This is a genomic window from Parafilimonas sp. (assembly GCF_051953455.1).
Taxonomy (GTDB): Bacteria; Bacteroidota; Bacteroidia; order Chitinophagales; family Chitinophagaceae; genus Parafilimonas.
In genome coordinates this window covers 208,563-232,008 of record NZ_JBQCIT010000031.1, presented here as the reverse complement: position 1 = coordinate 232,008, position 23,446 = coordinate 208,563, and the positions used below count along the sequence as shown (strand labels likewise).

The following is a 23,446-nucleotide window of genomic DNA, read 5'->3' as shown; positions in this document are numbered from 1 at the left end:
AAATCTTAAAGAATTAATCAATTAATATGGGAAAAATAATAGGGATTGACTTAGGTACAACTAATAGCTGCGTTTCAGTTATGGAAGGTAACGAACCGGTTGTTATTGCCAACGATGAAGGCCGCCGTACTACGCCTTCCGTTGTTGCTTTTTTAAAAAACGGTGAACGTAAGGTAGGTGATCCTGCCAAGAGGCAGGCCATAACAAACCCGCAAAACACTATTATGAGTGTGAAGCGTTTTATGGGCCGTCGCTACGATGAAGTAAAAGAAGAAATCAGCCACTGGAGTTACAAAATAGTTCGTGGTGAAAATGATACAATACGCATAGATATTGATGGCCGCTTATATACACCGCAGGAAATTTCTGCCATGATTCTTCAGAAGATGAAGAAAACAGCAGAAGACTATCTTGGCCAGGAAGTAAATGAAGCCGTAATTACAGTACCTGCTTATTTCAATGATGCACAAAGGCAGGCTACTAAAGAAGCTGGCGAAATTGCTGGTTTAAATGTGCGCAGGATTGTAAATGAACCCACTGCCGCAGCATTGGCTTATGGTTTGGAAAAGAAACACGCTGATCAGAAAATAGCCGTGTTTGACCTTGGTGGTGGTACATTCGATATATCTGTACTGGATTTGGGTGATGGCGTTTTTGAAGTAAAATCAACTAATGGTGATACGCATCTTGGCGGTGATGACTTTGATAAAGTGATCATGGATTGGCTGGCTGATGAATTCAAAAAGCAGGAAGCTATTGATCTCCGCAAAGATCCCATGGCCTTACAGCGTTTAAAAGAAGCTGCTGAAAAAGCAAAAATCGAATTGTCTTCTTCATCAGAAACAGAAATAAACCTGCCTTATATTACTGCAGTTGATGGTGTGCCGAAACACCTTGTTACAAAATTATCCCGCGCAAAATTTGAACAGCTCGCCGATAATTTATTTGCAAGATGTTTAAAGCCTTGCGAGCAGGCATTAAAAGATGCGGGTTACAATGCTTCTCAAATTGATGAGGTGATCCTGGTTGGTGGTTCTACCCGTATCCCTAAAGTGCAGGAAATTGTAGAAAAATTCTTCGGAAAAAAACCGCATAAAGGTGTAAACCCTGATGAAGTGGTAGCAATTGGTGCAGGTATCCAGGGTGCCGTTTTAACCGGTGAAGTGAAAGATGTACTGTTACTAGATGTAACGCCGCTTACACTTGGAATTGAAACTTTGGGTGGTGTATTAACGCCAATGATTCCTTCCAACACAACCATTCCTACAAAGAAAACAGAAGTGTTCTCTACCGCCAGCGATAACCAGCCCGGCGTGCAGATACATATTTTGCAGGGTGAAAGAAGTTTGGCGAAAGATAACAAGAGCCTGGGTGTATTCAATCTTGATGGCATTCCGCCTGCACCAAGGGGTATTCCGCAGATTGAAGTAACATTTGATATTGATGCGAACGGTTTGATTCACGTGAGTGCAAAAGATAAAGGCACCGGCAAAGAGCAGAAGATTCGCATTGAAGCCGGAAGCGGATTAAGCAAGGAAGAAATTGAAAAGATGAAGACCGATGCCAGGGCACACGAAGCTGAAGATAAGGCAGCCCGTGAAAAGATCGACAAATTGAACCAGGCAGACAGCCTTGTTTTCCAGACAGAAAAACAATTAAAGGAATTTGGTGATAAAGTGCCGGCTGATAAAAAAGCGCCTATTGAAGCTGCTTTGAATAAATTAAAAGAAGCGCATAAGAGCCAGGATGTTGCCGCTGTTGATACCGCGATGAATGAACTGAACCAGGCATGGACTGCAGCCAGTGAGGAACTGTATAAAGCACAACAAGCCGGCGCACCAACAGCCGATGCAGGTGCCCAGCCAAATGCAGGCGCATCCGATAACGGAACTGGCCAGCAGCAGGGAGGTGAAAATGTTACCGACGCAGAATTTGAAGAAGTAAAATAAATAATTTGTCTCAATCCCGGATCAAGGGTTGACAGATTAAAGAATTATAAAAAAAGCCTCCGCAATTGCGGAGGCTTTTCATTTTAAGCAGTTAATGAATGTTATGATATTAAATAAGGTGTGTTATATCAAAATGTTTACAACTTGCTGTGCTAAAGCAAGGGATAAAATAGAAAATCCCGGCATATATTTCTACCGGGATTTTCTATCAGGTAGCGGGAACCGCTAATCTTTGCTTACAATAATTTTATTGCTATAAACGGTTTCACCGTTTGCAGTAATTACACTTAGGAGGTAAGCACTGGCTGCTGCTGATGCCACTGAAATGTTTTCCGTTTGAGTGCCTGTGATTTTTACCTCTTTTTTTAATATTGTTTTACCACTTGTCTCACTGAGCATTATTATGTATTTACCGTTTTTAAAATTGCTGAACTGTATTTGCAGTCGTCCTGTGGTTACGGGATTGGGATAGGTGCTTACCGTGCTTGTTTCAAGCGTTTTTGCTATGGCATCCGTTCTGTTATCAAAAGCAAAATTGGCATTGGCAAAATCTGAAACGTTATATACCTGTTCTGTTGTATTTATAATAGCAGCCTGCAATGTAATAAGGTTTACTTTGTAATAACCGGTTGTTTTGGTGGAACTGCCCACGATAATATTCTCTGCATCTTCAACCATTGCGGCATTTATATTATACTCTTCGGGAATGTTTTTTATCTCACCAAGAAAAGTAGCAAGCCTTGTATCCGGATTGATCTTATAAACCTGGCGCGTCATAGTAAAAAGATAAAGGTTGCCATTCGCATCTGCAATCATATCGCCGCCCCAGCTTGTAAACTGGGTTCTTACCGATTTATCTCCGTTTGCCGGGGCATCCAGCAATCTTCCCAAATCTGTAATCTTTGTTTGCTTTCCTGTTGAGAAACGTATGAGGTGCTCATTATCATTTGTTAGAGCATACCCGTTGCCATCTGATGCAATCACCATTCTTGTAATTACAGAGGCTTCGCCGGCTGCATTCTTAAAGTTTTTCAGCAACTGCGTGGTTACTGAGTAGGCTTTCGGCGTAGTGCTGTTTAAATCAAGATAGCGCAGTTGGTTGCCCAGCATTTGCGCATAATATAACCTGTTGTTTTTTGCATCATAAGCAATTGCCGCTACCATCCTGCTGTTGATGCATCCGCAGTTTTGCAACGTGGATATGGTTTCGGCTTTAGCATCAACGTTTATAATTTGTGCACCTGATGCGGCATCATAAACAGCTTCGTTCGCTGCGGCTGGTATGTAAACAGTCCTGGTAGTTTTTGTATTTAGATCAGCCTGGCGAAAAGCAATCCAGTTAGTGCTGCCAAACTGTTCACCTGTAACTGCAAAGAATTTTTTTGATTGCGTTGAAGCATTTAAAGTGAAAAGCAGTGTAAAGGCTAATAATGCAAGGGGTAAAGATGATTTCATAATAAATGATTTTCAAATTGAAAATTACTTATAAAACTGAAATAAAACAATCAGCTTTTATGAATGGATTGCACGGCTTTTTTTACACTTCCCTGTTTTACCAATAAATTTTTTGCTTCGGAATAGTCGGCAATATTTGCCTGCTGCATCAGCATTTTTACGCCGCGGTCAATAAGTTTTTCATTGTTAAGCTGCATGTTTACCATGCTGTTATCTTCCACGCGGCCCAGTTGTATCATTATCGTGGTAGAAATCATATTCAGCACCATTTTTTGTGCGGTGCCTGCTTTCATGCGCGTGCTGCCGGTTACGAATTCAGGCCCGGTAATTACTTCAACCGGGTAATCGGCTGCAGCGGCCAGCGGTGAACCGGCGTTGCAGGTTATACAACCCGTTTCAATAGCATGTTCGCGGCAATGATCCAAAGCGCCGATAACGTAGGGCGTTGTGCCGCTGGCGGCTATTCCCACTACAAAATCCCTGTCAGAAATATTTTTTTCCTGCAGGTCAAGCCAGCCCTGTTCGCGGTCGTCTTCAGCAAATTCCGCTGCACGAACAATGGCACTGTAACCTCCGGCAATCAGCCCCTGCACCAGGTCATAAGGAACACCATAAGTGGGCGGGCATTCGCTGGCGTCTAAAATGCCGAGCCTGCCGCTGGTGCCGGCGCCTACATAAAACAGCCTTCCGCCTGCAAGCATTCTATCTGCAGCCGCTTCTATCAGCTTTTCAATTTGGGGCAAAGCTTTTTCAACAGCAAAGGCAACCGTTTTATCTTCTTCGTTTATATGCGTAATTATTTCTTTTACCGGCATATCTTCAAGATGCCTGTAATGTGACGATTGTTCAGTAGTAAGCATTAATGCAAATGTATTAAAGAAATAAAATTTTATTGCCCTGTGAGTTTTGCACTTCTTTTTGAGATGCTGTTATTATCTGTAAAAACATCCATAACAATGAATGCTAAGCAGGATTTTAATTTGCAGGAAGCGTACTATCCGGCACATTAATCGGCCCTCTTGCATTGAAGATGGTGTAATGATTAAAATTCTGATCAGCCGTCATGCTATCACCATCAAGCTTTTCATCGGGCTTGCGTATATGCACGGGCAGGGTAGTATAAATTATCTCCTTATCCTGGTCCCACCATAACTCTTCGCTGCGCAAAGTATCTCCCTGCACATTAAATACAACCACGCTGTCTCTTAAAAACACTAAATGTTTATTGGGATAATACAGCCCATATTTTGCAAACAGCTTGCTTTGCAGTTTCACGCTGTCATAAAAATCCACATGAAGCGTTTTGGGAAATTCTGTTTTAGGCGTATCCCCCTGTGCCATTGTCATTAAAGGAGTGGTAAGCTTTGCTTTTGTAATACCGCCCTGGCTAAAATAGGTTGTAACATTTGTTGCCTTATCTGTAGGTATTGTTTTTTTGGCAAGGTCCTGCACCTGCTGGTAATCGTTATGGCAGCTATATAAAAAAAAGCAGCCGGTAATAAGGGCTGCTTTAAACATCTTTATATAAAGCAATTTATTAATCATACTTCCGCTTGATGAACCAAATATCGCTTAAAGATAAGCCTACAGAAATTTTGAAAAAGTTTTCTGTTACATTATTAACAGTGCTGCCTCTTTTTCCAAATTCAAGCGCCGTGTTTATCATGGTAAACTGCCTGTCGTAAGAATGATATTTTCTTAAGTTGAAAGAATAACCCAGTGAAAATGCCTGTGTTTTATAGCCACTGCCGTCAGCATTTATATAATCCTTGCCATTATAATATCCAAACCTGTAAATACCGTTTGAAAAGATGCCTTTGCCGGTAAGCGGGTTTGGAGAAAACTCTATACCGCCACGGATAAACCAGCTATTATTTAATTTATCGGGCTGGCCATAATCGCGGTATTTTGACCATTGTGCAAAATTATATTCTACGCCAATACCCCATTTTTTTACGCTGAATGGCCCGTTGGAGAGCATATTGCTCAACATTAACCCGCCGTTAAAACTCATGGGCAGTGTTATGTTGCCATGCTCTGTGCCCACCCTGTAGACGCTGTCAACAGCCACTATATCGCCGTCGTCTTTATAATAAAAAGTTTCGCTTGTAAGGTCCCGTGAAGCGTCCAGTTTTTGCTCTAAAGTTCCCGAAGCGCCAACCGTAAGTACATAGGAATTTTTTAGTTTGGAAATGGGGTCTGTTTTTTCACCTATGGTAAAACTTGCCATAAAGCCTGGATTGAGAAATAATCCCCAGAAATGCGTGGAATCGGTTGAGTTGGAATTATACCAGGTTTGGTAAGAACTGTCAGAAGGGAAACTAACTTTATTGCTTATAAACTTGGTGCCCCATTCATAACCGGCATTAAATCCAAGACTGAAACTATTATTGGGATTTTTCTTATTCTTCCATGTTTTGCCAATTCCCAAAAAAACCTGGTTTAACCCGCCATTCCCTTCGTGCAGGGTCTGCAGGCTGTCGGTAATACCAAGGCTGTCATAACTAATACGGCTACTTTCTTCAATGCTATAATTTATTCTGGTGGCCGGCCTTAACCCAAAAACAAGCGCTGCGCCATTTATGTTGCCTGGCTTTGTTAAAGGCATGCCTAAGGTTATGTAGGAAGGAATAAAATTAACTGACTTGTATTTGTTTGCCGGCGTTTTGCTTAACAGGGAACGGCTGTCAACAGTTAAAGCGAAATCATACGTAACAAGTCCCAGGGAACCATAGCTGGCCGGGTTTATAGTATTAATGAATTGCGAGTTTGAAACAGTGGCACCCAGGCCTCCCATGCCCCTGGCAGCAATATTTTGCTGCGGATAAACATCTCCGATTCCATACCTGGAAAATGGAGAATTTTCCTGGCTAAACGAAGTACTGCAAATCAATATCAAAAGAACACAGAAAAAAAAATATTTAGCCATTGGTTTCACTAAGTGCATACAAACCATTAAAGATTAAATGAGGGTTTGCAAATATCTTGTTTTTGATAAGAGGCACAAAAAAGCTCATATCACCTCCGGTTAAATGCACGTTAAAGTTACTGTACCTAAGGTTGTACTCGTCAATAAATCCATCCATTTCTTTAGCCATGCCCAGGATTGCACCACTGTGCAAATTGGTCTTTGTGTCGTAACCCACAAGCGGAAAATTTGAGTTGGGGGTTTCGAGCGGCAGTTTTGCCGTAAACTGGTTCATGGCTTTAAAACGCATGTTTAGCCCCGGTGAAATAGCGCCGCCTAAAAACTCGTGCAGCTTATTTACAAAATTGTAGGTAATACAGGAACCTAAACCAATAATAAGATTGTGTTGTTTGGGATAAAAATAAACGGCGGCAGCAACCAGCGCCAGCCTGTCTGCGCCAACTGTTTCCGGCTTGCCCACCGGTATGGTAAAAGGCAGTTTTGATTTTTCGCTGAGCTTATGAAATTTTGTTTTTGCTTCGAGCAGAATTTCTATTTCAGGGTTATGATTGATAACCGATGATAAAATAGATTGCTTAGGCTTTTCTTCGGCAATAATTTTTTCTACCGATGCTACGCTGTCATCTTCAAGTGTTATTACTTTTTGTATTTCCTTATTATTGAAAACAGCACATTTAAGGCGCGTATTACCAAAATCGAAGCAGAGCGTAGTTTTCATGATTACTATTTACCGAAATTAAAATCAAATCCTTTTAATTCTTTAAAATGCCCGTTCAACTGAATCTTCTTTTTCAGGGTTTCTATGCCGGCCACTACGGGAATTGTTTTTTGCAGATGACGGCGTAAATATTCCATCCGCTGGTCTTCGCGCAATAAGCATAAAAGTTCATACTCTTCTTCCAGCGAAAGCGCCGCATGGTGCGCAATGTCATAGCTTTTTAATATTTCATCCGGTTTATTAAAATCTTTCTGGATGTTTAAAAGACGATGCAGTTCCCGCAAACCATCAATTATTGTATGCGTGTACCGGCTTATACCATCTTCATCATTTGGCAGATGCTTTACAATAGCGCCGCTATACAGTTTGGCCGGTATGGAGTTAATTACTTCAAGCACCCTGAATACGCTCACGCCTTCAGTCTTTACATCCATCTTTCCATCCGCATATTGCTTTACAATTTCAGTAACCCTCACCAAAGTGCCTGTTTCAGCAATTTTGTTTTTTAAAACAGGCGGAATGCCAAACATTTTTTTTTCTTTAAAACATTCGGCTATCAGTTGCTTATACCTTTCTTCAAAAATATGCAGGTTAAGATGTTCGCCCGGGTAAACTACAATTTCAAGAGGAAATATTGGAATAAAATTCGTCATAACGTAAAGGCAAAAATAAACATTGAGCCATACTTCGAAAACAATCGGCTTATTTTTGATAAATCTTTAAAGCTGATTATAAACGGGTACCTATAATGCAGTGGAATAATTTATTGCAGGAAATACAAAACAAGAATGTTAAAGCGCTTGCCCGTGCTATTTCGTTAATTGAAAATGAATTTGCAGGATATGAAGATTTTTTAAAGCTGCTGCCTTTTTCCACTAAAAAAATAATCGGCATTACCGGCCCGCCCGGTGCAGGAAAAAGTACAATTGTTGATTGCCTCATCAATGAATTTGCTGTAAACAATAACAGGGTTGCTGTGTTATGCATTGATCCTTCTTCACCTTTCACACAAGGCGCCTTGCTTGGCGACAGGATAAGAATGAATGAATGGTATAATAATCCAAACGTTTATATACGCTCGCTGGCAAGCCGTGGCAGCATGCATGGCCTTCATCCAAAAATAATTGAAATAACAGATGTGCTGAAGGCGGCACCGTTTGATATTATTATAATTGAGACCGTTGGCGCAGGCCAGGTAGAAACAGAAATAGCACGGCTTGCCGATACTTCTGTGGTAGTACTGGTGCCTGAAGCAGGCGATGAAATTCAGAATATGAAAGCCGGGCTGATGGAGATTGCCGACATATTTGTTATAAATAAAGCCGACAGGCCGGAAGCCGATCGTTTTGTAAAAAACCTGAGGGCAATGCTGCCGCTTTATTTACACGAGAAGAAAAAAAAAGCGCCGGTGCTTAAAACAATTGCCACAGAAAAAAAGGGTATTAAAGAATTGTTGGAAACGATTATTAAGCATCAGCAAACTGAAACAGAAAAACTTAAAAGTTTTATGATGCAGGCAGAAAAAGTTTATAAACTGATAGAACAAAAAAGAATGAGCGATATTGATATAAAAAAACTCGCTTCGGAAATAGAAAGATTATCAGCAGATAAAAACTTTAGCCTTTACCGGTTTGCAGAAACATTCGGGAAATGAATGGAAAAGATTAATTGTTCTCTCCGGCTTCGCCCTCTTTAAGCGCCTTTTCACTGCGCCACCAGCGATAACCCAGAAAGCCGGCAATGGTAAGTGGTGTAAACATTAAATAAATAATGCCACCATTTAAACCCTTGCCCTGTTTTTCTCCTAATTGGGAAGCGGTTTTTGTACAAATTGAACATTGGGCACCGGCTGTATTTGCCTGCAATAAAAATAATAAAGCGATGATAAAAATAAAAGCCAGCTTCTTCATGATCCACTTATTTCGGCTTCAAAGATACGAAGCCCGGGCTACATTAACCTAATCCGTTCAAAACGGTTTAAGTGTTTAAAACCGGCATAAATAAGATCTATTAAAAATACCAGCGTTAGTATAGTAAGCCATGCATGCAGATTGCTTTGAGGAGCTAAAAAATCTTCTTCGGCTGCATGGAACATTTTTCTGAAATCGGCGGCTATATTCCAGCTTCTGAAATGCAGGAACCTTGCTAAAACTATATTGTAGCTGCTTAAAAAGATAAACAATAATATGGAAAGCCTTACTAGGAATGCAGGAAGATGATTGCTTAAAAAGATTTCTACTTTTCTTAACGACATTAGCCCCGGGAGTATGCCTGTAACGGCAAATGATAAGAACATACATACGTCGTACACCAGCGGAAAATTGGTTTTACGCATTTGCAGCATGTCGGTAAAAAGATAAATGCACGATGGAAAGAATAATAGCCATAAAATGAGAAGTGAAAATGCCCGTGCATTTAAAGTTTTACATTTTAAAAGCTGCTTGCTTATTACGTATGGCACAAAGGCAATTAACAGGTTCCAGAGGAAAAAAGTATAATTAAGGGATAATGAAAAAAGACAGCGGTAAAACAGTAAGCCAAATGAAAAAAATGATGCAAACATCATCACCCTTTCAAAGTAAGGCAACTTAGCGGAGCTCATAATTTTTTTTAAAATTAGAACACAAAGTTGGCCACAGTTTAATTAGATATTACCGCTTTCACTTTTTTTTAAAAATGAATTGTTATAGCAGGTTTTTATCCTTTGGTAATACAAATATTTTTTTGATTTAGATTCGTTATATATACGTGCTTTCTGAAGAAAACATATTATACATTAAGCAGGTTGGTGCCTTGCAGCCACAATCGGCAAAGGCAAACCCTGCAGCTTTAATTTGTTACCATTGCAGCTATGTAAATGAAACTGAATTTTCGTATTGCACTAATTGTGGTTATCCTTTACAAAACAAGCCAGCCAGCAATAGTTATAAACAACGTATGGAGCAACGCAAAACAGCCTTGCTCAAAGCAGAAAACGCGGTATTGGCTGCAAGGGTGGTTTTGTATGTTATTGCTTCATTTTTATCGCTGGGCCTGTTTTTCATTTTTGCTGAAAGCAACCAGAAATATATTGTTGTATTAATGGCATTATTATTTTCCGGCTTATTCTTTTCGCTGGCTTTCTGGAGCCGCAAAAGCCCTTTTCCGGCATTGCTTACATCTTTTATAACGCTTATTGCTTTTTCAACAATTAATATCTTCAGGAGCCTTACAATTTCCGTTATAACATTACGCGGCATAACCGGCATTTTAATTTGCCTTGCTTTATTAATAGTAATATTAAGAGGGCTGCAGGGCGCATACCGCATTAATTTAATTAAAGAAGAATTGTAAATAAAATGATATCGCCCAAAGCCAGTGATACCTGTTGCAAAGCCTGCAACAGCAGCGTAAAACCCCATCATCGCTTTTGTTATAATTGCGGCGCTTATCTCGGCACAGATAATACGCCTGTTACAATTTTCAATAACCGGGATTTAAGGTCAGCATTTATTTTCTTTATTGTGTATTTGTTTGTTTGCCTGCTGGTGCAGTTTACAAGCTGGTTTAATATTTACAGCCGTTTGTTTTGGGTTGAAATATTTCTTGCAGGCTTTACTTTATTTCATGTATATAAAAACTATGATGCCATTAAGCCTTTGCTCAGGTTTAATAATTTTAATATAATAAGATTAACCGGTTGCATCTCATTTGCTGCAGCAGCATCGTTTGTAGTGAACATTATTGTTACCAAAATGAACTATTCATTTTTCAGGACGGATATAACGTATTATCATCTTTACAGCGCTTACAGCATGCCGGCGCTTATCATGATCTATTCTATTGCACTCAATCCTGCCATAATTGAAGAGCTTGCTTTTCGCGGCGTATTATATAATTATCTCAGCACTTTTTTAAATGAACGGCTTGTTATAATTGTTACCGGTTTTGTGTTTGGTATGATGCATCTTAGTTTTATCTCATTGTTCTGGCTGGTACCTTTTGGTATTTTAACCGGCGTTATGCGCCGGCGTTTCGGCACGCTATGGTATGGTGTTGTGTTCCATTTTGTTTTTAATCTTATTGCTGTATTGTTTGATTTGTACAGGCATGGACATTTATAAGAAAGCTGCAAGTTTCACGCTTTAAGCTACAAGCCTGGAAAAATAAGCCGGGTTAAAGTTTTGACGCTTGCAGCGTGTAGCTTGCGGCTATTTTCACAACGCAATCCACAAGCCCAGCAACTGGGCGAGCGCCCCCACAATTAATCCTGCATAAATTTCTGCGGAAGAATGCTGGTTAAGCAGCAGGCGTGCAGTGCAAATAAGGCCACACAAAAAAGTAGCAATCATAATATCTGCACCTAAAAAAATCTGATACCGTGCACAGGTTAAAATTAAAAATGCAAGCATGGTGCCGGCGCCCATTGCATGCATGCTTATTTTGATGAAATTATTGATAACAAGTCCAAAAACGGTATTGAGAAAAATGCCGAAATAAAAGGATTTTAATACATCGGGCTGATCAGTAAAATTTCTGCTTAAATACCAAAGCCACCAGTAAAATATCATAGTAATGATATAAGGGATAATGCGGTCTTTTTGTGTGCGCAGGAAGATGCTTTCAATAAATTTCAGCCGCCATAAAAGGAACACGGCAAATGCCGGGAAAAAACTTGCATTTAAAAAAACGCTAACTGTTTTTAAGGTTAAACCCGCCGTGGTTAAATCATTAAACTGAATGGGAAAACGCTGTGTGAGCCAAAAGAAAATATAACTAGGAATAAACAGTGGGTGCAAAACATAAGAAATAATTTTTGCGGGAATTTTTAATGCAGATGATCGATACAATTCGTTATAATCCAGACCTTGATCAACCATATATGCCATTAAAATTTTAAAACTGTTTACTATAATTCTTTGCGCAAACGTGCAACGGGAATATTTAATTGTTCACGGTATTTGGCCACTGTGCGCCTTGCAATATTGTAACCTTTTTCCTGCAGTAATTCCGTTAAGCGTTCATCACTCAATGGCTTCTTTTTGCTTTCCGCTTCCACCAAGTCACTCAATATTTTCTTTACTTCTCTTGTGCTTACCTCTTCACCGCTATCGGTGCTTAAAGATTCGCTGAAGAAAAATTTAAGCCTGTAAGTGCCAAACTCTGTTTGCACAAATTTGCTGTTGGCCACACGGCTTACGGTAGAGATATCAAGCCCCGTAATCTCTGCAATATCTTTTAAGATCATCGGCTTAAGTGTTGTTTCATCGCCGGTAAGAAAAAAGTCTTTCTGATAATGCATGATAGCGCCCATGGTGCTCAGCAAAGTATTTTGCCGCTGCTTTATCATATCAATAAACCATTTAGCCGAATCAATTTTTTGTTTGATAAACATTACCGCTTCCTTCTGCCGCTTATCTTTTTTGCTGCCGCGGTCGTATTCTTTCAGCATATCACGATAGCCTTCGCTTATGCGTAAGTCCGGGGCATTTTTTGAATTGAGTGTAAGCTCCAGTTTGCCCGCATTGTTTATAATAAAAAAGTCGGGGATAATATAGCTTTCGGCTTTGTTTATTTCACCCACATTACCGCCAGGCCTTGGATTTAATTTCAATATGAGATTGATAACTTCCTTCAGTTCTTCATCTGAAATACCAAGCCCACGCTGAATTTTTTCGTAATGCTTTTTGGTAAACTCGTCAAAGTATTTCTCAATCACCTGCATTGACAGGGTAACATCGCGGCCGTCGGCCTGTTGGCGAAGCAACTGCAGCATTAAGCATTCCTGCAAGTTCCTGGCGCACACGCCGGGCGGGTCAAATTGCTGTATTAGTTTTATGAGGCTTTCAATTTCGGCCTCGTCAGAATCTATATTTTGCCTGAAAGCAAGGTCATCAACAACGGAAGATAGTTCGCGGCGCAGGTAACCATCATCATCTATACTGCCTACAATCTGCTCGGCAATTTTTAATTTTCTTTCATCAAGCGATAACATGCCCAACTGGTCGGCCAACACGTCATGCAACGTTGTTTCAACCCTTAACGGAACTGTTTTTTGTTCTTCATTATCGCCGTAATTATCATCACGCAGTTTGTAATCGGCAATCTCATCATCGCCGTCATTCACATATTCTGAAATATCGATATTACCATATTCCTCTTCACTGCCATCATATTCTTCATCATTATTCTGTTCAAATTCATCATTGTTATGTTCATGTTCCTCAAAACCTTCTTCACGGCCTTCTTCTCCCACTTCCAGCGCCGGGTTTTCTTCCAGCTCCTCTTTAATCCTTTCATCGAGATTTGCAGTGGGTATTTGCAGCAGCTTCATCAACTGAATTTGCTGCGGCGATAACCTTTGTAATAATTTCTGTTGTAATGATTGACTTAATGCCATGCTTCTGCGGGTAAAGTTTAATCTGATTTTAGCAATGCAAAGTAATTACAATACTTAATTTAGCGCAAATATGCTTTCGAAAAATAAAACATTCATTGCATTTACTGTTAAATTCCTGTTTGCTGTTTCTGCATTGCAGGCGCAACCAGCAAACGATTCAGCGAGGCGGAATATAGATTCGCTTGCAGTAATGCGGCAATTTATATTTTTGGTAAAGCAACCGCCTCTGCCAAAACAATTGCCGGGCAACTTTTATGCAAAGCAATTACCGTTTTTCTGCAATAAGGAATTGCAGGTTCAAAAAGCTGTTGGCTTCCCGGTAAAATTCCGTATCGGTTCCGTTGAATACTGCGACAGGCTGGAGGGAAAAACAGGTAAGTTTTAAACAGGTCTCCCCCAAATAATCAAAACGTTTAACGCTCTTTGTTAACTTTATAAAAATCTAACGTATGCTAACATCATCCCGCAGAACTGTATTGAAAACTTTAGGCATTATGGGCGGTGCAATAGCCTTCTCGCCTAACGTACTGTTATCAGCCACAGGCAGAAAAAAAGAGAAGCTCGGTGTGGCGCTGGTGGGGCTTGGGTATTACAGCACCGATTTGCTTGCACCTGCTTTGCAGCAAACAAAATATTGTTATCTCGCCGGCATAGTTACCGGCACACCTTCAAAGGCTGAAGCCTGGAAAGCAAAATATAATATTCCTGATAAGAACATTTATAATTATGAAACAATTGGAGATATTGCCAATAATCCTGACATTGATGTAATATATATTGTGTTACCGCCATCAATGCATGCGGAATATGTAATTAAGGCAGCCGGTACAGGCAAGCATGTATGGTGTGAAAAACCTATGGCTGTTACTGCCGAAGAATGTAAAAGCATGATAGATGCCTGCAATAAAAACAAGGTAAAACTGGCCATTGGTTACCGCTTGCAGCATGAACCCAATACAAAAGAATACAGGCGTATAGTGCAAAATAATTTATTAGGCAAAGTAAAGAAGCTTAATTGTGCTGCAGGCTATTATGAAACACGCACCAATCACTGGAAGCAAAAAAAGGAAATGGGTGGCGGGGTAATGCCAGACATGGGTGTTTATGCCATACAAGGTGCAAGGTTGGGAACGAATATGGAACCTGTATCAGTCATTTCCGCAAAGGCTTCTACCACAAGGCCGGATATTTATAAAAACGGGCTGGATGAAACGATGGTGGCACAGCTTGAATTTCCCGGTGGCGTAATGGCTGATATAAAAGCAACGTTTGGAGAGAATGTAAATTTTCTTGACATAACCTGTGATAAAGGCGTTATAAAAATGGCACCATATTCTGCTTATAATGGTGTAAAAGGCTCAAGTGCTTTGGGAGAGATTAATCATCCTTATGATGTTCCCTGGCAGCAGGCGAATCAAATGGATGATGATGCGCTCTCCATCATACAAAACAAACCCATGCTTGTGCCCGGTGAAGAAGGGTTGCGGGATGTGCGCATTTTCCAGGCAATCTACGCCTCTGCAGCAAGCGGCAAGCCGGTTTCGCTGGTGTAGCTGCCGTATTTTAAATTGACTATAATCGCTAACCTGTAATTTTCTATGGCAAAAATGTATGCTGAAAAGCAAACCGCTACTGCTGCTCCTGCAGTTAATACAAGTTTTTTTGCGCCCAGAAATGTCATCCAGCGCCAACCGGATGCGGTGGAGTCTGTAAACTATCTCAGCATGATAAATATGGACGAAGCCAATAAATCGAACATCAAAAACCTTAACCAGTTTTCCAACGAACGTTACCTGCTTTCTTTATTCCTGGATGTACCCATGCAGGTTACTACATCAAGACCTGCCAGCAATGAGGCTGAAGATATATCGCCTCTGACGCTGGCTATCGTTGCCTGGCAATATGACTATATAAACGATAAAAGCGGCAAGTTTAAAAAGGAAAAAAGTGCAGTTACGGCTGTAACCGGCAAGTATAAAGATTCTCTTAGCGCCATGCTGGAAAACGGTTTTGACCCGAAGGGAAAAACACAGGATTGGAAGACAATTGACAGGAATGATGCAGGCGCTGTATTGGAGGCTGAAAAAACTTACAAAGAATCTATTAAAGATAACGCAGGTGATGATGCAAAGCGGCAAGCTATAGTAGACCTTGCGTCATCGCAGGCAGGCACTGTGGTGGCAGTTGACCGTGGTGATGGTTCAAAATTCGGCTGGGAGCGGATAGCGCGTTTTTATGAAGTGGCGCAGGAAGAATTTAATGGCCCGGATCAATTTAAAAGAACAAGAAATACTGAAGGCGTTCCTGCAGATGACCCGAAAGAAACAGATCTTAAAAAATCGAAACTGGCAGGCATTAAAGCAGCCAACAAGTTTGCAAATGATAAAACCGCAGACTGGTCGTGGTGCGGCATTTTCACCGTTTGGGCAATACGTAGTATAACCGGTAAGGGCAGCTGGAATGCAGGACCGCAGGGCTTTGGAGATAAAAAAGGTGATATAACCAATGCAAAAAAAGGCGACATTATCAATATAAAACCCGGCTCTAATCCAAACAATCATCATTTTATACTGGCACAGGATATTCCATCCGATGCAACAGACAGTTATGTTTTATATGCAGTGGAAGGGAATATAGATTTACAAGGTATTAAGGCTACACATAGGTGGAAGCTCAGTGATGTGTCAGGTTATTATTCAACGGTGTGATGCCTGTTTATTGTAAACTTTATTTAATTTTAAATACCCTTAAGTAATCATCATTTACTGCAACAAGAATAAGCTTTTCATTAGTTGCCGTTGTTATCATCTTCATGTCTTTTACATCGCCGTCAATTTTAAAACCTGATACAACAGGTGAAATTGCTTTAAATTGTTTTTTATCCTCTCCTTTTAAAAAACAGCCATACGAGGCATCATATCTTCCTGTTGCAACTTCTGTTTGATATTCATTGCCGGCGAGTAAAATATCTTTAATACCGTCGCCATCCATATCAGCACAAACAATGGCGTTTACCGGGGCAAACTGGGCTTCAGCAGGCAATGCATGCATTTCAAATTTGCCGCTGCCTTTATTCTCTATCCAGCAACTGCGGGTTTCATCGCACGTTAAAACCCGCAGGCTTTTACTGTTGCCAAAAATTTTATCAGCAGTTGCTGTTGCAAAATCTTTATTGGTTGCAAATTGTTTATTTATCAAGGGCACCTGCATTGCCAGTTGGCTTTTATTAATGGATGGATATAATTTTCTTTTTCCATCTGCATCTTTTATATAGTAAAATAATACGGGGTCAATGCTTCCGTTTTTATCAATATCATCAGCATATAATTTCACGGGATATGCTGCTGACGCCTGGTAGTTGCAATTAGCTCCTAAATTGCCGGCGATAAAATCTATATCGCCATCGCCATCAACATCCGCTGCAACAAGGCTGCGCCATAATCCATCCATGTGCTGCAAGCCTGTTGATGCAGTCGCTTCAGTAAAAGTTGCACCATTATTTTTGAAGAATCGTACCGGCATATATTCACCTGCGATAATTAGATCAGGATGTTTATCGTTGTCATAATCTGCCCATTGCGCAGCGGTTATCATGCCGGCCTTTGATAAAGCAGGGCAAACTTTATTCGTTACATCTGTGAAAATGCCTTTATTGTTTTGCAGCAAATAACTATTGGGTGGTAATGGATATTGTTTGGAAACACGCCCACCGATAAATACATCCTTATCACCATCGCCATCATAATCTGCAATGGCAACACAGCCTGCAATAGTCCTTACATGCGATGGAATCGCGTTTGTACTTAAGGAAAAGTTTCCTTTGCCATCATTCAGGTATAAACGCGGCTGATAATATATGGATGTATCATTGAAACGAACGTCTCCATAAGTTATCAATAAATCAAGATCGCCATCGTTGTCAGCATCAAACAATGCACTGGCTGCATCTTCTTCAAACCTGGAACCTTGTGTGAAATCTTTTCCATTAAAAGCGCCCTCCTTTGTTTGCGTAAAAACTTTTCCATTTGAATTGAACCCGCCGCCAATATAAAAATCTGCATTGCCATCGTTATCTATATCGCCTGTGGAAATAAATGGCCCTGACTGAGAATATTTTTGCGGCAATAACTGTTGTTCTGCAAAATCATTAAATATATAATCGCTATGTTTATATGCCGCATTTACAGCAGCCGTAACATCAATTAAAAAAGATGGATTGATATCGGAAGATGGCTGCCATGTTTCGTTTGCGTTTTTTTGATATAAAGTATAAGTGGAATCTGTATTTATGTTTTGCAATACCTGTTTTTTATTATTCGGCCATATAACAATAACTGAATCTGCTTTTGCATTGTTTGCCATGCCAAATAAAAGCTTAGTATCAACAGAAGATAAATAGCCACGAACCGGATATTGTTCCTGCACCTGCGCTGTACCGTTTGAATAAACAAAAAGTTTAGCGCCAAAACCATTTGTGTTTAAGCTATCGCCTTTTAATATGAAACTTACACTGTGATTTGTTGTTGGCTTGCCCGGCTGATTTTCATTATTAATTAAAATGTATGCTTCTTTATTAATATTGTTTATAACCAGGTCCAGATCGCCATCATTATCAAGATCAACGTAAGCAGCGCCGTTTGATAGCGAATTTTGTTTGATACCTGATGAATCTGTTATGTTTGAAAAAGTATAATCGCCGTTATTGCGAAATAAATAATTGGGAAGCGCTACATGATTGAGTGCAACCAGCTTATCTTTTAATATTTGTCTTGACTGTACACCACTGATATTGTTATCATTTGTTTGACTGAAGGAAATAAAATCGGCATTTATAAAATCCCTGCCAATGCCATTGGTTATATGCAGGTCTTTATAACCATCGTTATCAAAATCTGCAAAGAGGATGCTCCAGCTCCAGTCTGTTTCGCTTATGCCTGCCAGTTGTCCAATTTCACTGAAAAAAGGAAACAGCGTATCACCTTTGTAATAGTTGCCATTATTTAATTGCAGCATATTGCGCGAAAACTCCGGCGCATATCCCATTTCTCTTTCCTGCTGGTAACGGTCATAATTCATGAAAAAGAAAGTTTGCTTTTTGCGGTAATTGTCTTCCGGCATCATATCAACCGATGCAAAATCAAATTGGTTATCATTGTTTATATCTGCAGCATCGCTGCCCATGCTGCTATAGCTCTGGTGTTTGGTGGCTGCATCAAGCGCATTGGTAAATATGCCGTTTTTATTATTGAGCCATAAGTTATCATTCGAAACAAAATCATTGCTTACAAAAACATCAGGCCAGCCATCCATATTGAAGTCGCAAACAGAAACGCTAAGGCCATAACCATCTTCTTTTATGCCCGCTTCCATTGACGCATCTTTGAATACCGGATGCCCGTTTTTATTGCCATCATTTTTATAAAGCCTGTCGTTTGCAGGAGAATTGCCGGTGATGTTTTTCTGAAATAAATAATTAGCTGAATACGATGCGTTCAACATGTAATTGGATAAATACATATCGAGATCGCCATCTTTATCATAATCAAAAAAAGCAGCCTGTGTTGAATAACTTGTATCAGCCAAACCATATTCAAAGGCTTCTTCTTTAAACGTATTATTTTTTTGATTGATGAACAGCAAATTGCGGGCACGTGCATTTGAATTATTGCTATACGTGCATAGATAAAAATCATCGTAACCATCGGCATTAATATCAACAATGCTTACGCCCGTAATCCAGTCTTTGGTAGCAACGCCTGCACCTGCAGTTATATCTTCAAATTTATTATTGCCTTTATTCAGATAGAGCTTGCTGCTAACCTGGTTGCCACAAAAGAAGAGATCTTTTAAGCCGTCGTTGTTTACATCTAAAACGCCAACGCCGCCACCCATGTAGGCAAATTCATTCAGGGCTTCGCCTGCTATTTTTGTTTCATCAATAGCATTAGTGAATGTTATACCTGTTTGGGTTGAAGGCAAAAAAGTAAATAGCTGTTTTTGTTTTTTTGCTTTGCAGCTAAGCATGATACAGGAGACTATTAAATAGAAAATAACATTGCTATATTTCATACAATATTAATTAATAGGCTTGCTTTAATGATGTTGTTCAGTATGATCATGCATAAGCTGTTTGCCATGTGTAAAATCAAATCGTTTAAGTTGATAGGTGTTGTAATTTCTATCGCCTTCACGTATTTTAATATTTGTATTTGAAGGCAGGTTTTCAAACACCTGCACCTTTCCTGTTACGGGCCATGTTATTTCAACTTTGTCAACAGCAGTTGCACCGCCAATGCCAATATGTTGAAGCAAAGGATTGGCGCCAAAGCTGCCGCCGCTGTTTACATCGCGGTAAACAGAACGTGCTGTATTGCTGTCTTTGAATGTAACCTTTATTCTTGCACCGATGGCTGCTCTATTTGAAATTGTTCCTTCAAGGGAAAGATTTATCCAGTGATTATTATTTTGGCCGGGGTTTAAATACAATGAATTTTCATAGGCATCGCCCGAATAAGCGCCACCCATTTTTATATAGATATCTTCATTGCCATCGTTGTCAAGATCAACAAAAGAAACGCCATGGCCTTTTTGCAAGTTGCCCACCCGTGCAGCCGTTGTAATATCTAAAAACCTTTCACCATTTATGTTTTTAAACAATTTATTTGGCACTGCCGATTTAAGATTGGGATTGCCGGTGCCGAGATAAAAATCGAGGTAGCCATCATTATCTATATCGCCAAAATTGGAGCCCATTGCAAAGGCAATCTTATTTAGTCCCACTTTGGCAGATACATCTTCAAATGTGCCATTATGTTTATTTCTGAACAGGAAAACCTTTCCGGCATTGTTTACGGGGGCGTTGGCGGCTTCGGCACCTGCATAATAAGCAAGCGATTCGGTGAATTCATAACAGCACACTAAAATGTCAAGCCAGCCGTCATTATCATAATCCCAAAACCATGTGGGGAAGCTGCGGGTGACGTTATTGCTAAGGCCTGACTGTTTGCTTACATCTTCAAACTTTACGGCACCGTTCTTAACCGAAATGTTTTTCAATAATATTTTATTGCCATTTAATGTAGAAATAAAAATATCTGTTAATCCATCGTTATTATAATCGCCGGATGTAACGCCCTTTACAAACTGTGTTATAGCGCAGCCTGCTTTTGCCGCGGCTTCGGTAAATGTGCCGTTTTTGTTATTCATATACAATTCGCATGGATGCATTTCGCCTCCAGGTTCTGTTTCGTTGCCTATGAAAACATCAAGCCAGCCATCATTATTAAAGTCGGCCCAGGTTGCCGTTTGTGTTGGATGAAATGAAAGCAGGCCGCTTTCTTTTGTAACATCGGTAAAAGTGCCATTACCATTATTTCTTAATAAAGAATTGGGGCTTTTTCCATAAGCGCCTTTCCAGCCGCCCCTTGTTATAAAGATGTCTTTGAAACCGTCGTTGTTATAATCTGTTTGCATCATGTTAAGGCCGCCGGTTAATTTGCATAGCCAGGACGAATCAGCGATATCAGTAAAAGTGCCATCAGCGTTGTTCCTGTAATAATGCATTGGCTCGCTGAGCGACCAGCTGCTTATTACTATATCGGGATAGCCATCATTATTAAAATCATCAACAATATTGCCACCTGCCTGGCATTTATAGTTAAGGCCAATGTTTGCCGCTACATCAATAAATGGTTTTACACTATGCAGGCTGTCATCATTTTTTACAGCTAAAAGAAATTGCGGCGGCACCTGTTTGGGATATGCGCCTATTGTCATATAAGCAATATTCAATAACCATTTTGATTCAAGGTCGCCGGGGTTATCCATTAATACCTGCGTATATAACTCAATGGCTTTTTCGGAAGGCGTTTTGTTTTTGTGAATACCGCCATTTGCAATAGGATAGATGCAGGATGCTGCACTGTGGTTATTAATGCAGTTCATTCTTTCGCCTAATCTTAAATAGGAGATGGCAAGATCTTTCAGGATGGATTGCCGCCGGTCGAGATCACCACCGGTTTTATCAAGCATATCCTGAAAAATATCAATTGCTTTTTGTTCTTCTCCCAACTGTAAAAGTGCATTGGCTTTTTTGTTCAGTGCCTGGAATATCATCTCTTTATCAGAAGTGTTGTTCAATACGGAGTCGCAAAGTTTTACTAAAGCAGACGGGCTGAAAAGATTGTTTGGATTGTTGTATTCTTTTTCTTTTGCCTTCAAAATATCAATCATGTATTGATTGGGCAATGGTTTCTGCTTGCAGGAAGCAATAGATATTGCGAAAAGTAAAAGTATAATTATGCCTTTTTTTGACATTGCGCCCTTCTTAAAATTATTATATCAAATAAAAGAATTCAAATGGAAATATATGTGAGTTGTCAATAAAAAAATAGAGGCTACCAGGTAGCCTCTATTGCATTGAAAACGATCATTAATTTATTTTACCAATGGATTAGCGGCTGTTTCGCTGGCCGGGATCGGGAAGAATTCTACCTGCCCGGGTTTTGGATCAGGGCGTATGGATGGATAATAACCTTTTGCCCGCCATCTTAAAATGTCAATATTGTTTACTTCTTCACCACATAATTCTACTGTTCTTTCATGCATTACAGCTGCAATTGCCTGGTTTTTTGTAGCAACTGTAACCGGAGGCATATTTACACCTGGCCTTGCGCGCACTTCGTTTATGTATTTGGCGGCATTGGCCGGTGTGCCGGCTTCTGCTTCACATTCGGCGAGCATCAATAATACATCGGCATAACGGATTATGCGCTGGTTTAAACCATCCGGATGAAAACCATCGGCAGTCCAGTCAAGAATTGAATATTTGCGATATACCCTTTTTTTCTTTACGCCATTCCTGGTACTTTGGGCCACGTTCATTCCTGATTCAGTAAGTTGTGTGCCTGTTTGTGTGCCAGCCATGGTTTCAATCATGTCGCCGGATTCAAAAAAGGTATATTTATACCTTGGGTCGTTGGGCTCAAATTCATCCAGTACCGCATCGGAAGGAACTACGTTGCCCCAAACTATTCCATACTCCTGGCTGCGCATAGTACTTGCGTTTGCGGTGGGGCCTTCACCTGTATAACCCCAGTTAAAGTTATTATCGCCTTTATCCACAAAAGCTACCTCAAAAACAGATTCGGCATTGTATTCATTCCCTGTTGCAATCTGGTTGCCTCCCAATTTAACGTCTCCATCAAAATTATGCAGAAAAGGTACGAGGCTGTATTTGCCGTATATTTTCAGCAACGCTTCTTTTGCTGCTGCATAATCTCCTTTTTGCATTTGCACTTTGCCAAGCATGGCATAGGCAGCGCCTTTTGTTGCGCGACCAGGCTGGGATTGAGCATCGGGTAATTTAGCTGCTGCATCTGTAAGATCACTTATTATTAAAGAATAAATGTCGGCGGCTGCAGATTTCCCTTTATAATCGGATGGTGTTGCAATAGGTTCTGTGTACATGGGGACATCGCCCCACATTGTTACCAGTTCAAAATAGGCCCATGCCCGCAGGAATTCGGCTTCTCCAACCGATATATCTCTTGATGCCACATCATCTGTTACATCAGGCGCTTTTGCAATAACGAGGTTAGCCCTGTTTATCATTTGGTAACATCCACTCCAAACGCTCGTGATTACGGTATTGGAAGCGGATGGTGAGGCTTGCTTCAACAGCTCAGCTCTTGGAGCTTCCAGTTGAGAGCCGCCCGCTGCGGTTTCGGCGCCCCGCATATCGTGCGTGAAAAACCATTCGCGGCCAACCAAATTGCCGGCGCGTAAAATAGAATATATACCGTTTACGCCGTTTTGCAACTCGGTAGCGGTTTTAAAATAGCTCTGTACAGTGGGGTTATTCTGGTCGGTAACATCCAGTTTTTTATTACAGGCTACTATGGCAGCTGTACCTATCACAGTGGTTACAGCCAGTACCGTTATGTTTCGTTTTATATTATTTGGTTTCATCTTTTAATTTTTGTGTGTTAATCAGACGCTTGCTTTAAACACAGGCG

General features: G+C 40.3%; 20 protein-coding genes. 7 read left to right on the top strand and 13 right to left on the bottom strand.

Annotated elements, in window-relative coordinates; translation table 11 throughout:
- Positions 1 to 26: 26 nt before the first annotated feature.
- Positions 27 to 1,949, top strand: coding sequence for a molecular chaperone DnaK (gene dnaK / locus ACTHN6_RS12735; RefSeq protein ID WP_440436147.1), 1,923 nt, complete (start codon positions 27 to 29; stop codon positions 1,947 to 1,949).
- 225 nt (positions 1,950 to 2,174) lie between these two features.
- Here the strand turns inward: dnaK and ACTHN6_RS12730 are convergent, their stop codons facing one another.
- From ACTHN6_RS12730 to ACTHN6_RS12705, 6 genes are all read right to left on the bottom strand, one after another.
- Complete coding sequence (locus ACTHN6_RS12730) at positions 2,175 to 3,404, bottom strand: T9SS type A sorting domain-containing protein (protein ID WP_440436146.1); 1,230 nt, start codon at positions 3,402 to 3,404, stop codon at positions 2,175 to 2,177.
- Positions 3,405 to 3,454: 50 nt separating this feature from the next.
- The gene (murQ, locus tag ACTHN6_RS12725) at positions 3,455 to 4,264 is read right to left on the bottom strand and encodes an N-acetylmuramic acid 6-phosphate etherase (RefSeq protein ID WP_440436145.1); all 810 of its coding nucleotides are present in this window, start codon (positions 4,262 to 4,264) and stop codon (positions 3,455 to 3,457) included.
- 115 nt (positions 4,265 to 4,379) lie between these two features.
- Entirely contained in the window at positions 4,380 to 4,922 is a 543-nt protein-coding gene (lptC, locus tag ACTHN6_RS12720; protein ID WP_440436144.1) for an LPS export ABC transporter periplasmic protein LptC, read from the bottom strand.
- 19 nt (positions 4,923 to 4,941) lie between these two features.
- A complete protein-coding gene (locus ACTHN6_RS12715) occupies positions 4,942 to 6,333 on the bottom strand; it encodes a hypothetical protein (RefSeq protein ID WP_440436143.1) in 1,392 nt (463 codons plus the stop codon).
- Positions 6,326 to 7,051, bottom strand: a complete 726-nt coding sequence (locus ACTHN6_RS12710; RefSeq protein WP_440436142.1) for a type III pantothenate kinase — start codon at positions 7,049 to 7,051, stop codon at positions 6,326 to 6,328. The genes ACTHN6_RS12715 and ACTHN6_RS12710 overlap by 8 nt, the downstream gene beginning before the upstream one ends.
- Positions 7,052 to 7,056: 5 nt before the next feature.
- Complete coding sequence (locus ACTHN6_RS12705; RefSeq protein WP_440436141.1) at positions 7,057 to 7,704, bottom strand: LON peptidase substrate-binding domain-containing protein; 648 nt, start codon at positions 7,702 to 7,704, stop codon at positions 7,057 to 7,059.
- A 95-nt stretch (positions 7,705 to 7,799) separates the two neighbouring features.
- On the opposite strand from ACTHN6_RS12705, the gene meaB reads away from it, so the two are divergent.
- A complete protein-coding gene (gene meaB / locus ACTHN6_RS12700) occupies positions 7,800 to 8,705 on the top strand; it encodes a methylmalonyl Co-A mutase-associated GTPase MeaB (protein ID WP_440436140.1) in 906 nt (301 codons plus the stop codon).
- 10 nt (positions 8,706 to 8,715) lie between these two features.
- Here meaB and ACTHN6_RS12695 read toward each other — a convergent pair whose 3' ends face one another.
- On the bottom strand, positions 8,716 to 8,961 hold the full coding sequence (locus ACTHN6_RS12695) for a hypothetical protein (protein ID WP_440436139.1): 246 nt from the start codon (positions 8,959 to 8,961) through the stop codon (positions 8,716 to 8,718).
- A gap of 38 nt (positions 8,962 to 8,999) precedes the next feature.
- A complete protein-coding gene (locus ACTHN6_RS12690; RefSeq protein WP_440436138.1) occupies positions 9,000 to 9,653 on the bottom strand; it encodes a DUF1361 domain-containing protein in 654 nt (217 codons plus the stop codon).
- A 146-nt stretch (positions 9,654 to 9,799) separates the two neighbouring features.
- On the opposite strand from ACTHN6_RS12690, the gene ACTHN6_RS12685 reads away from it, so the two are divergent.
- Together ACTHN6_RS12685 and ACTHN6_RS12680 are read left to right on the top strand one after the other, a co-directional pair.
- A complete protein-coding gene (locus ACTHN6_RS12685; RefSeq protein WP_440436137.1) occupies positions 9,800 to 10,384 on the top strand; it encodes a hypothetical protein in 585 nt (194 codons plus the stop codon).
- 5 nt (positions 10,385 to 10,389) lie between these two features.
- A complete protein-coding gene (locus ACTHN6_RS12680; protein WP_440436136.1) occupies positions 10,390 to 11,154 on the top strand; it encodes a CPBP family glutamic-type intramembrane protease in 765 nt (254 codons plus the stop codon).
- A gap of 93 nt (positions 11,155 to 11,247) precedes the next feature.
- Here ACTHN6_RS12680 and ACTHN6_RS12675 read toward each other — a convergent pair whose 3' ends face one another.
- Positions 11,248 to 11,910: a hypothetical protein gene (locus tag ACTHN6_RS12675; protein ID WP_440436135.1), complete on the bottom strand. Its 663-nt coding sequence runs from the start codon at positions 11,908 to 11,910 to the stop codon at positions 11,248 to 11,250.
- 29 nt (positions 11,911 to 11,939) lie between these two features.
- Positions 11,940 to 13,430, bottom strand: a complete 1,491-nt coding sequence (rpoN, locus tag ACTHN6_RS12670) for an RNA polymerase factor sigma-54 (protein WP_440436134.1) — start codon at positions 13,428 to 13,430, stop codon at positions 11,940 to 11,942.
- A gap of 70 nt (positions 13,431 to 13,500) precedes the next feature.
- Here rpoN and ACTHN6_RS12665 point away from each other — a divergent pair, with 70 nt between their 5' ends.
- The 3 genes from ACTHN6_RS12665 (at position 13,501) to ACTHN6_RS12655 (ending at position 16,138) form a co-directional block, all read left to right on the top strand.
- Positions 13,501 to 13,815 (top strand): hypothetical protein, encoded by a 315-nt coding sequence (locus ACTHN6_RS12665; RefSeq protein WP_440436133.1) that lies wholly within the window; start codon positions 13,501 to 13,503, stop codon positions 13,813 to 13,815.
- Positions 13,816 to 13,879: 64 nt separating this feature from the next.
- Positions 13,880 to 14,983 (top strand): Gfo/Idh/MocA family protein, encoded by a 1,104-nt coding sequence (locus ACTHN6_RS12660; RefSeq protein ID WP_440436132.1) that lies wholly within the window; start codon positions 13,880 to 13,882, stop codon positions 14,981 to 14,983.
- 45 nt (positions 14,984 to 15,028) lie between these two features.
- A complete protein-coding gene (locus ACTHN6_RS12655) occupies positions 15,029 to 16,138 on the top strand; it encodes a hypothetical protein (protein WP_440436131.1) in 1,110 nt (369 codons plus the stop codon).
- Between the two features lie 19 nt (positions 16,139 to 16,157).
- On the opposite strand, the gene ACTHN6_RS12650 is transcribed toward ACTHN6_RS12655, so the two are convergent.
- The 3 genes from ACTHN6_RS12650 to ACTHN6_RS12640 form a co-directional block, all read right to left on the bottom strand.
- Positions 16,158 to 19,499: a VCBS repeat-containing protein gene (locus ACTHN6_RS12650; protein WP_440436130.1), complete on the bottom strand. Its 3,342-nt coding sequence runs from the start codon at positions 19,497 to 19,499 to the stop codon at positions 16,158 to 16,160.
- Positions 19,500 to 19,523: 24 nt separating this feature from the next.
- A complete protein-coding gene (locus ACTHN6_RS12645) occupies positions 19,524 to 21,746 on the bottom strand; it encodes an FG-GAP-like repeat-containing protein (protein WP_440436129.1) in 2,223 nt (740 codons plus the stop codon).
- A 120-nt stretch (positions 21,747 to 21,866) separates the two neighbouring features.
- A complete protein-coding gene (locus ACTHN6_RS12640) occupies positions 21,867 to 23,399 on the bottom strand; it encodes a RagB/SusD family nutrient uptake outer membrane protein (RefSeq protein WP_440436128.1) in 1,533 nt (510 codons plus the stop codon).
- Positions 23,400 to 23,446 lie beyond the last annotated feature (47 nt).

Coding starts and splice junctions, on each gene's coding strand:
- dnaK (WP_440436147.1), top strand. CDS start 27: ATGGGAAAAATAATAGGGATTGACTTAGGTACAACTAATAGCTGCGTT.
- ACTHN6_RS12730 (WP_440436146.1), bottom strand. CDS start 3,404: ATGAAATCATCTTTACCCCTTGCATTATTAGCCTTTACACTGCTTTTC.
- murQ (WP_440436145.1), bottom strand. CDS start 4,264: ATGCTTACTACTGAACAATCGTCACATTACAGGCATCTTGAAGATATG.
- lptC (WP_440436144.1), bottom strand. CDS start 4,922: ATGTTTAAAGCAGCCCTTATTACCGGCTGCTTTTTTTTATATAGCTGC.
- ACTHN6_RS12715 (WP_440436143.1), bottom strand. CDS start 6,333: ATGGCTAAATATTTTTTTTTCTGTGTTCTTTTGATATTGATTTGCAGT.
- ACTHN6_RS12710 (WP_440436142.1), bottom strand. CDS start 7,051: ATGAAAACTACGCTCTGCTTCGATTTTGGTAATACGCGCCTTAAATGT.
- ACTHN6_RS12705 (WP_440436141.1), bottom strand. CDS start 7,704: ATGACGAATTTTATTCCAATATTTCCTCTTGAAATTGTAGTTTACCCG.
- meaB (WP_440436140.1), top strand. CDS start 7,800: ATGCAGTGGAATAATTTATTGCAGGAAATACAAAACAAGAATGTTAAA.
- ACTHN6_RS12695 (WP_440436139.1), bottom strand. CDS start 8,961: ATGAAGAAGCTGGCTTTTATTTTTATCATCGCTTTATTATTTTTATTG.
- ACTHN6_RS12690 (WP_440436138.1), bottom strand. CDS start 9,653: ATGAGCTCCGCTAAGTTGCCTTACTTTGAAAGGGTGATGATGTTTGCA.
- ACTHN6_RS12680 (WP_440436136.1), top strand. CDS start 10,390: ATGATATCGCCCAAAGCCAGTGATACCTGTTGCAAAGCCTGCAACAGC.
- ACTHN6_RS12675 (WP_440436135.1), bottom strand. CDS start 11,910: ATGGTTGATCAAGGTCTGGATTATAACGAATTGTATCGATCATCTGCA.
- rpoN (WP_440436134.1), bottom strand. CDS start 13,430: ATGGCATTAAGTCAATCATTACAACAGAAATTATTACAAAGGTTATCG.
- ACTHN6_RS12665 (WP_440436133.1), top strand. CDS start 13,501: ATGCTTTCGAAAAATAAAACATTCATTGCATTTACTGTTAAATTCCTG.
- ACTHN6_RS12660 (WP_440436132.1), top strand. CDS start 13,880: ATGCTAACATCATCCCGCAGAACTGTATTGAAAACTTTAGGCATTATG.
- ACTHN6_RS12655 (WP_440436131.1), top strand. CDS start 15,029: ATGGCAAAAATGTATGCTGAAAAGCAAACCGCTACTGCTGCTCCTGCA.
- ACTHN6_RS12650 (WP_440436130.1), bottom strand. CDS start 19,499: ATGAAATATAGCAATGTTATTTTCTATTTAATAGTCTCCTGTATCATG.
- ACTHN6_RS12645 (WP_440436129.1), bottom strand. CDS start 21,746: ATGTCAAAAAAAGGCATAATTATACTTTTACTTTTCGCAATATCTATT.
- ACTHN6_RS12640 (WP_440436128.1), bottom strand. CDS start 23,399: ATGAAACCAAATAATATAAAACGAAACATAACGGTACTGGCTGTAACC.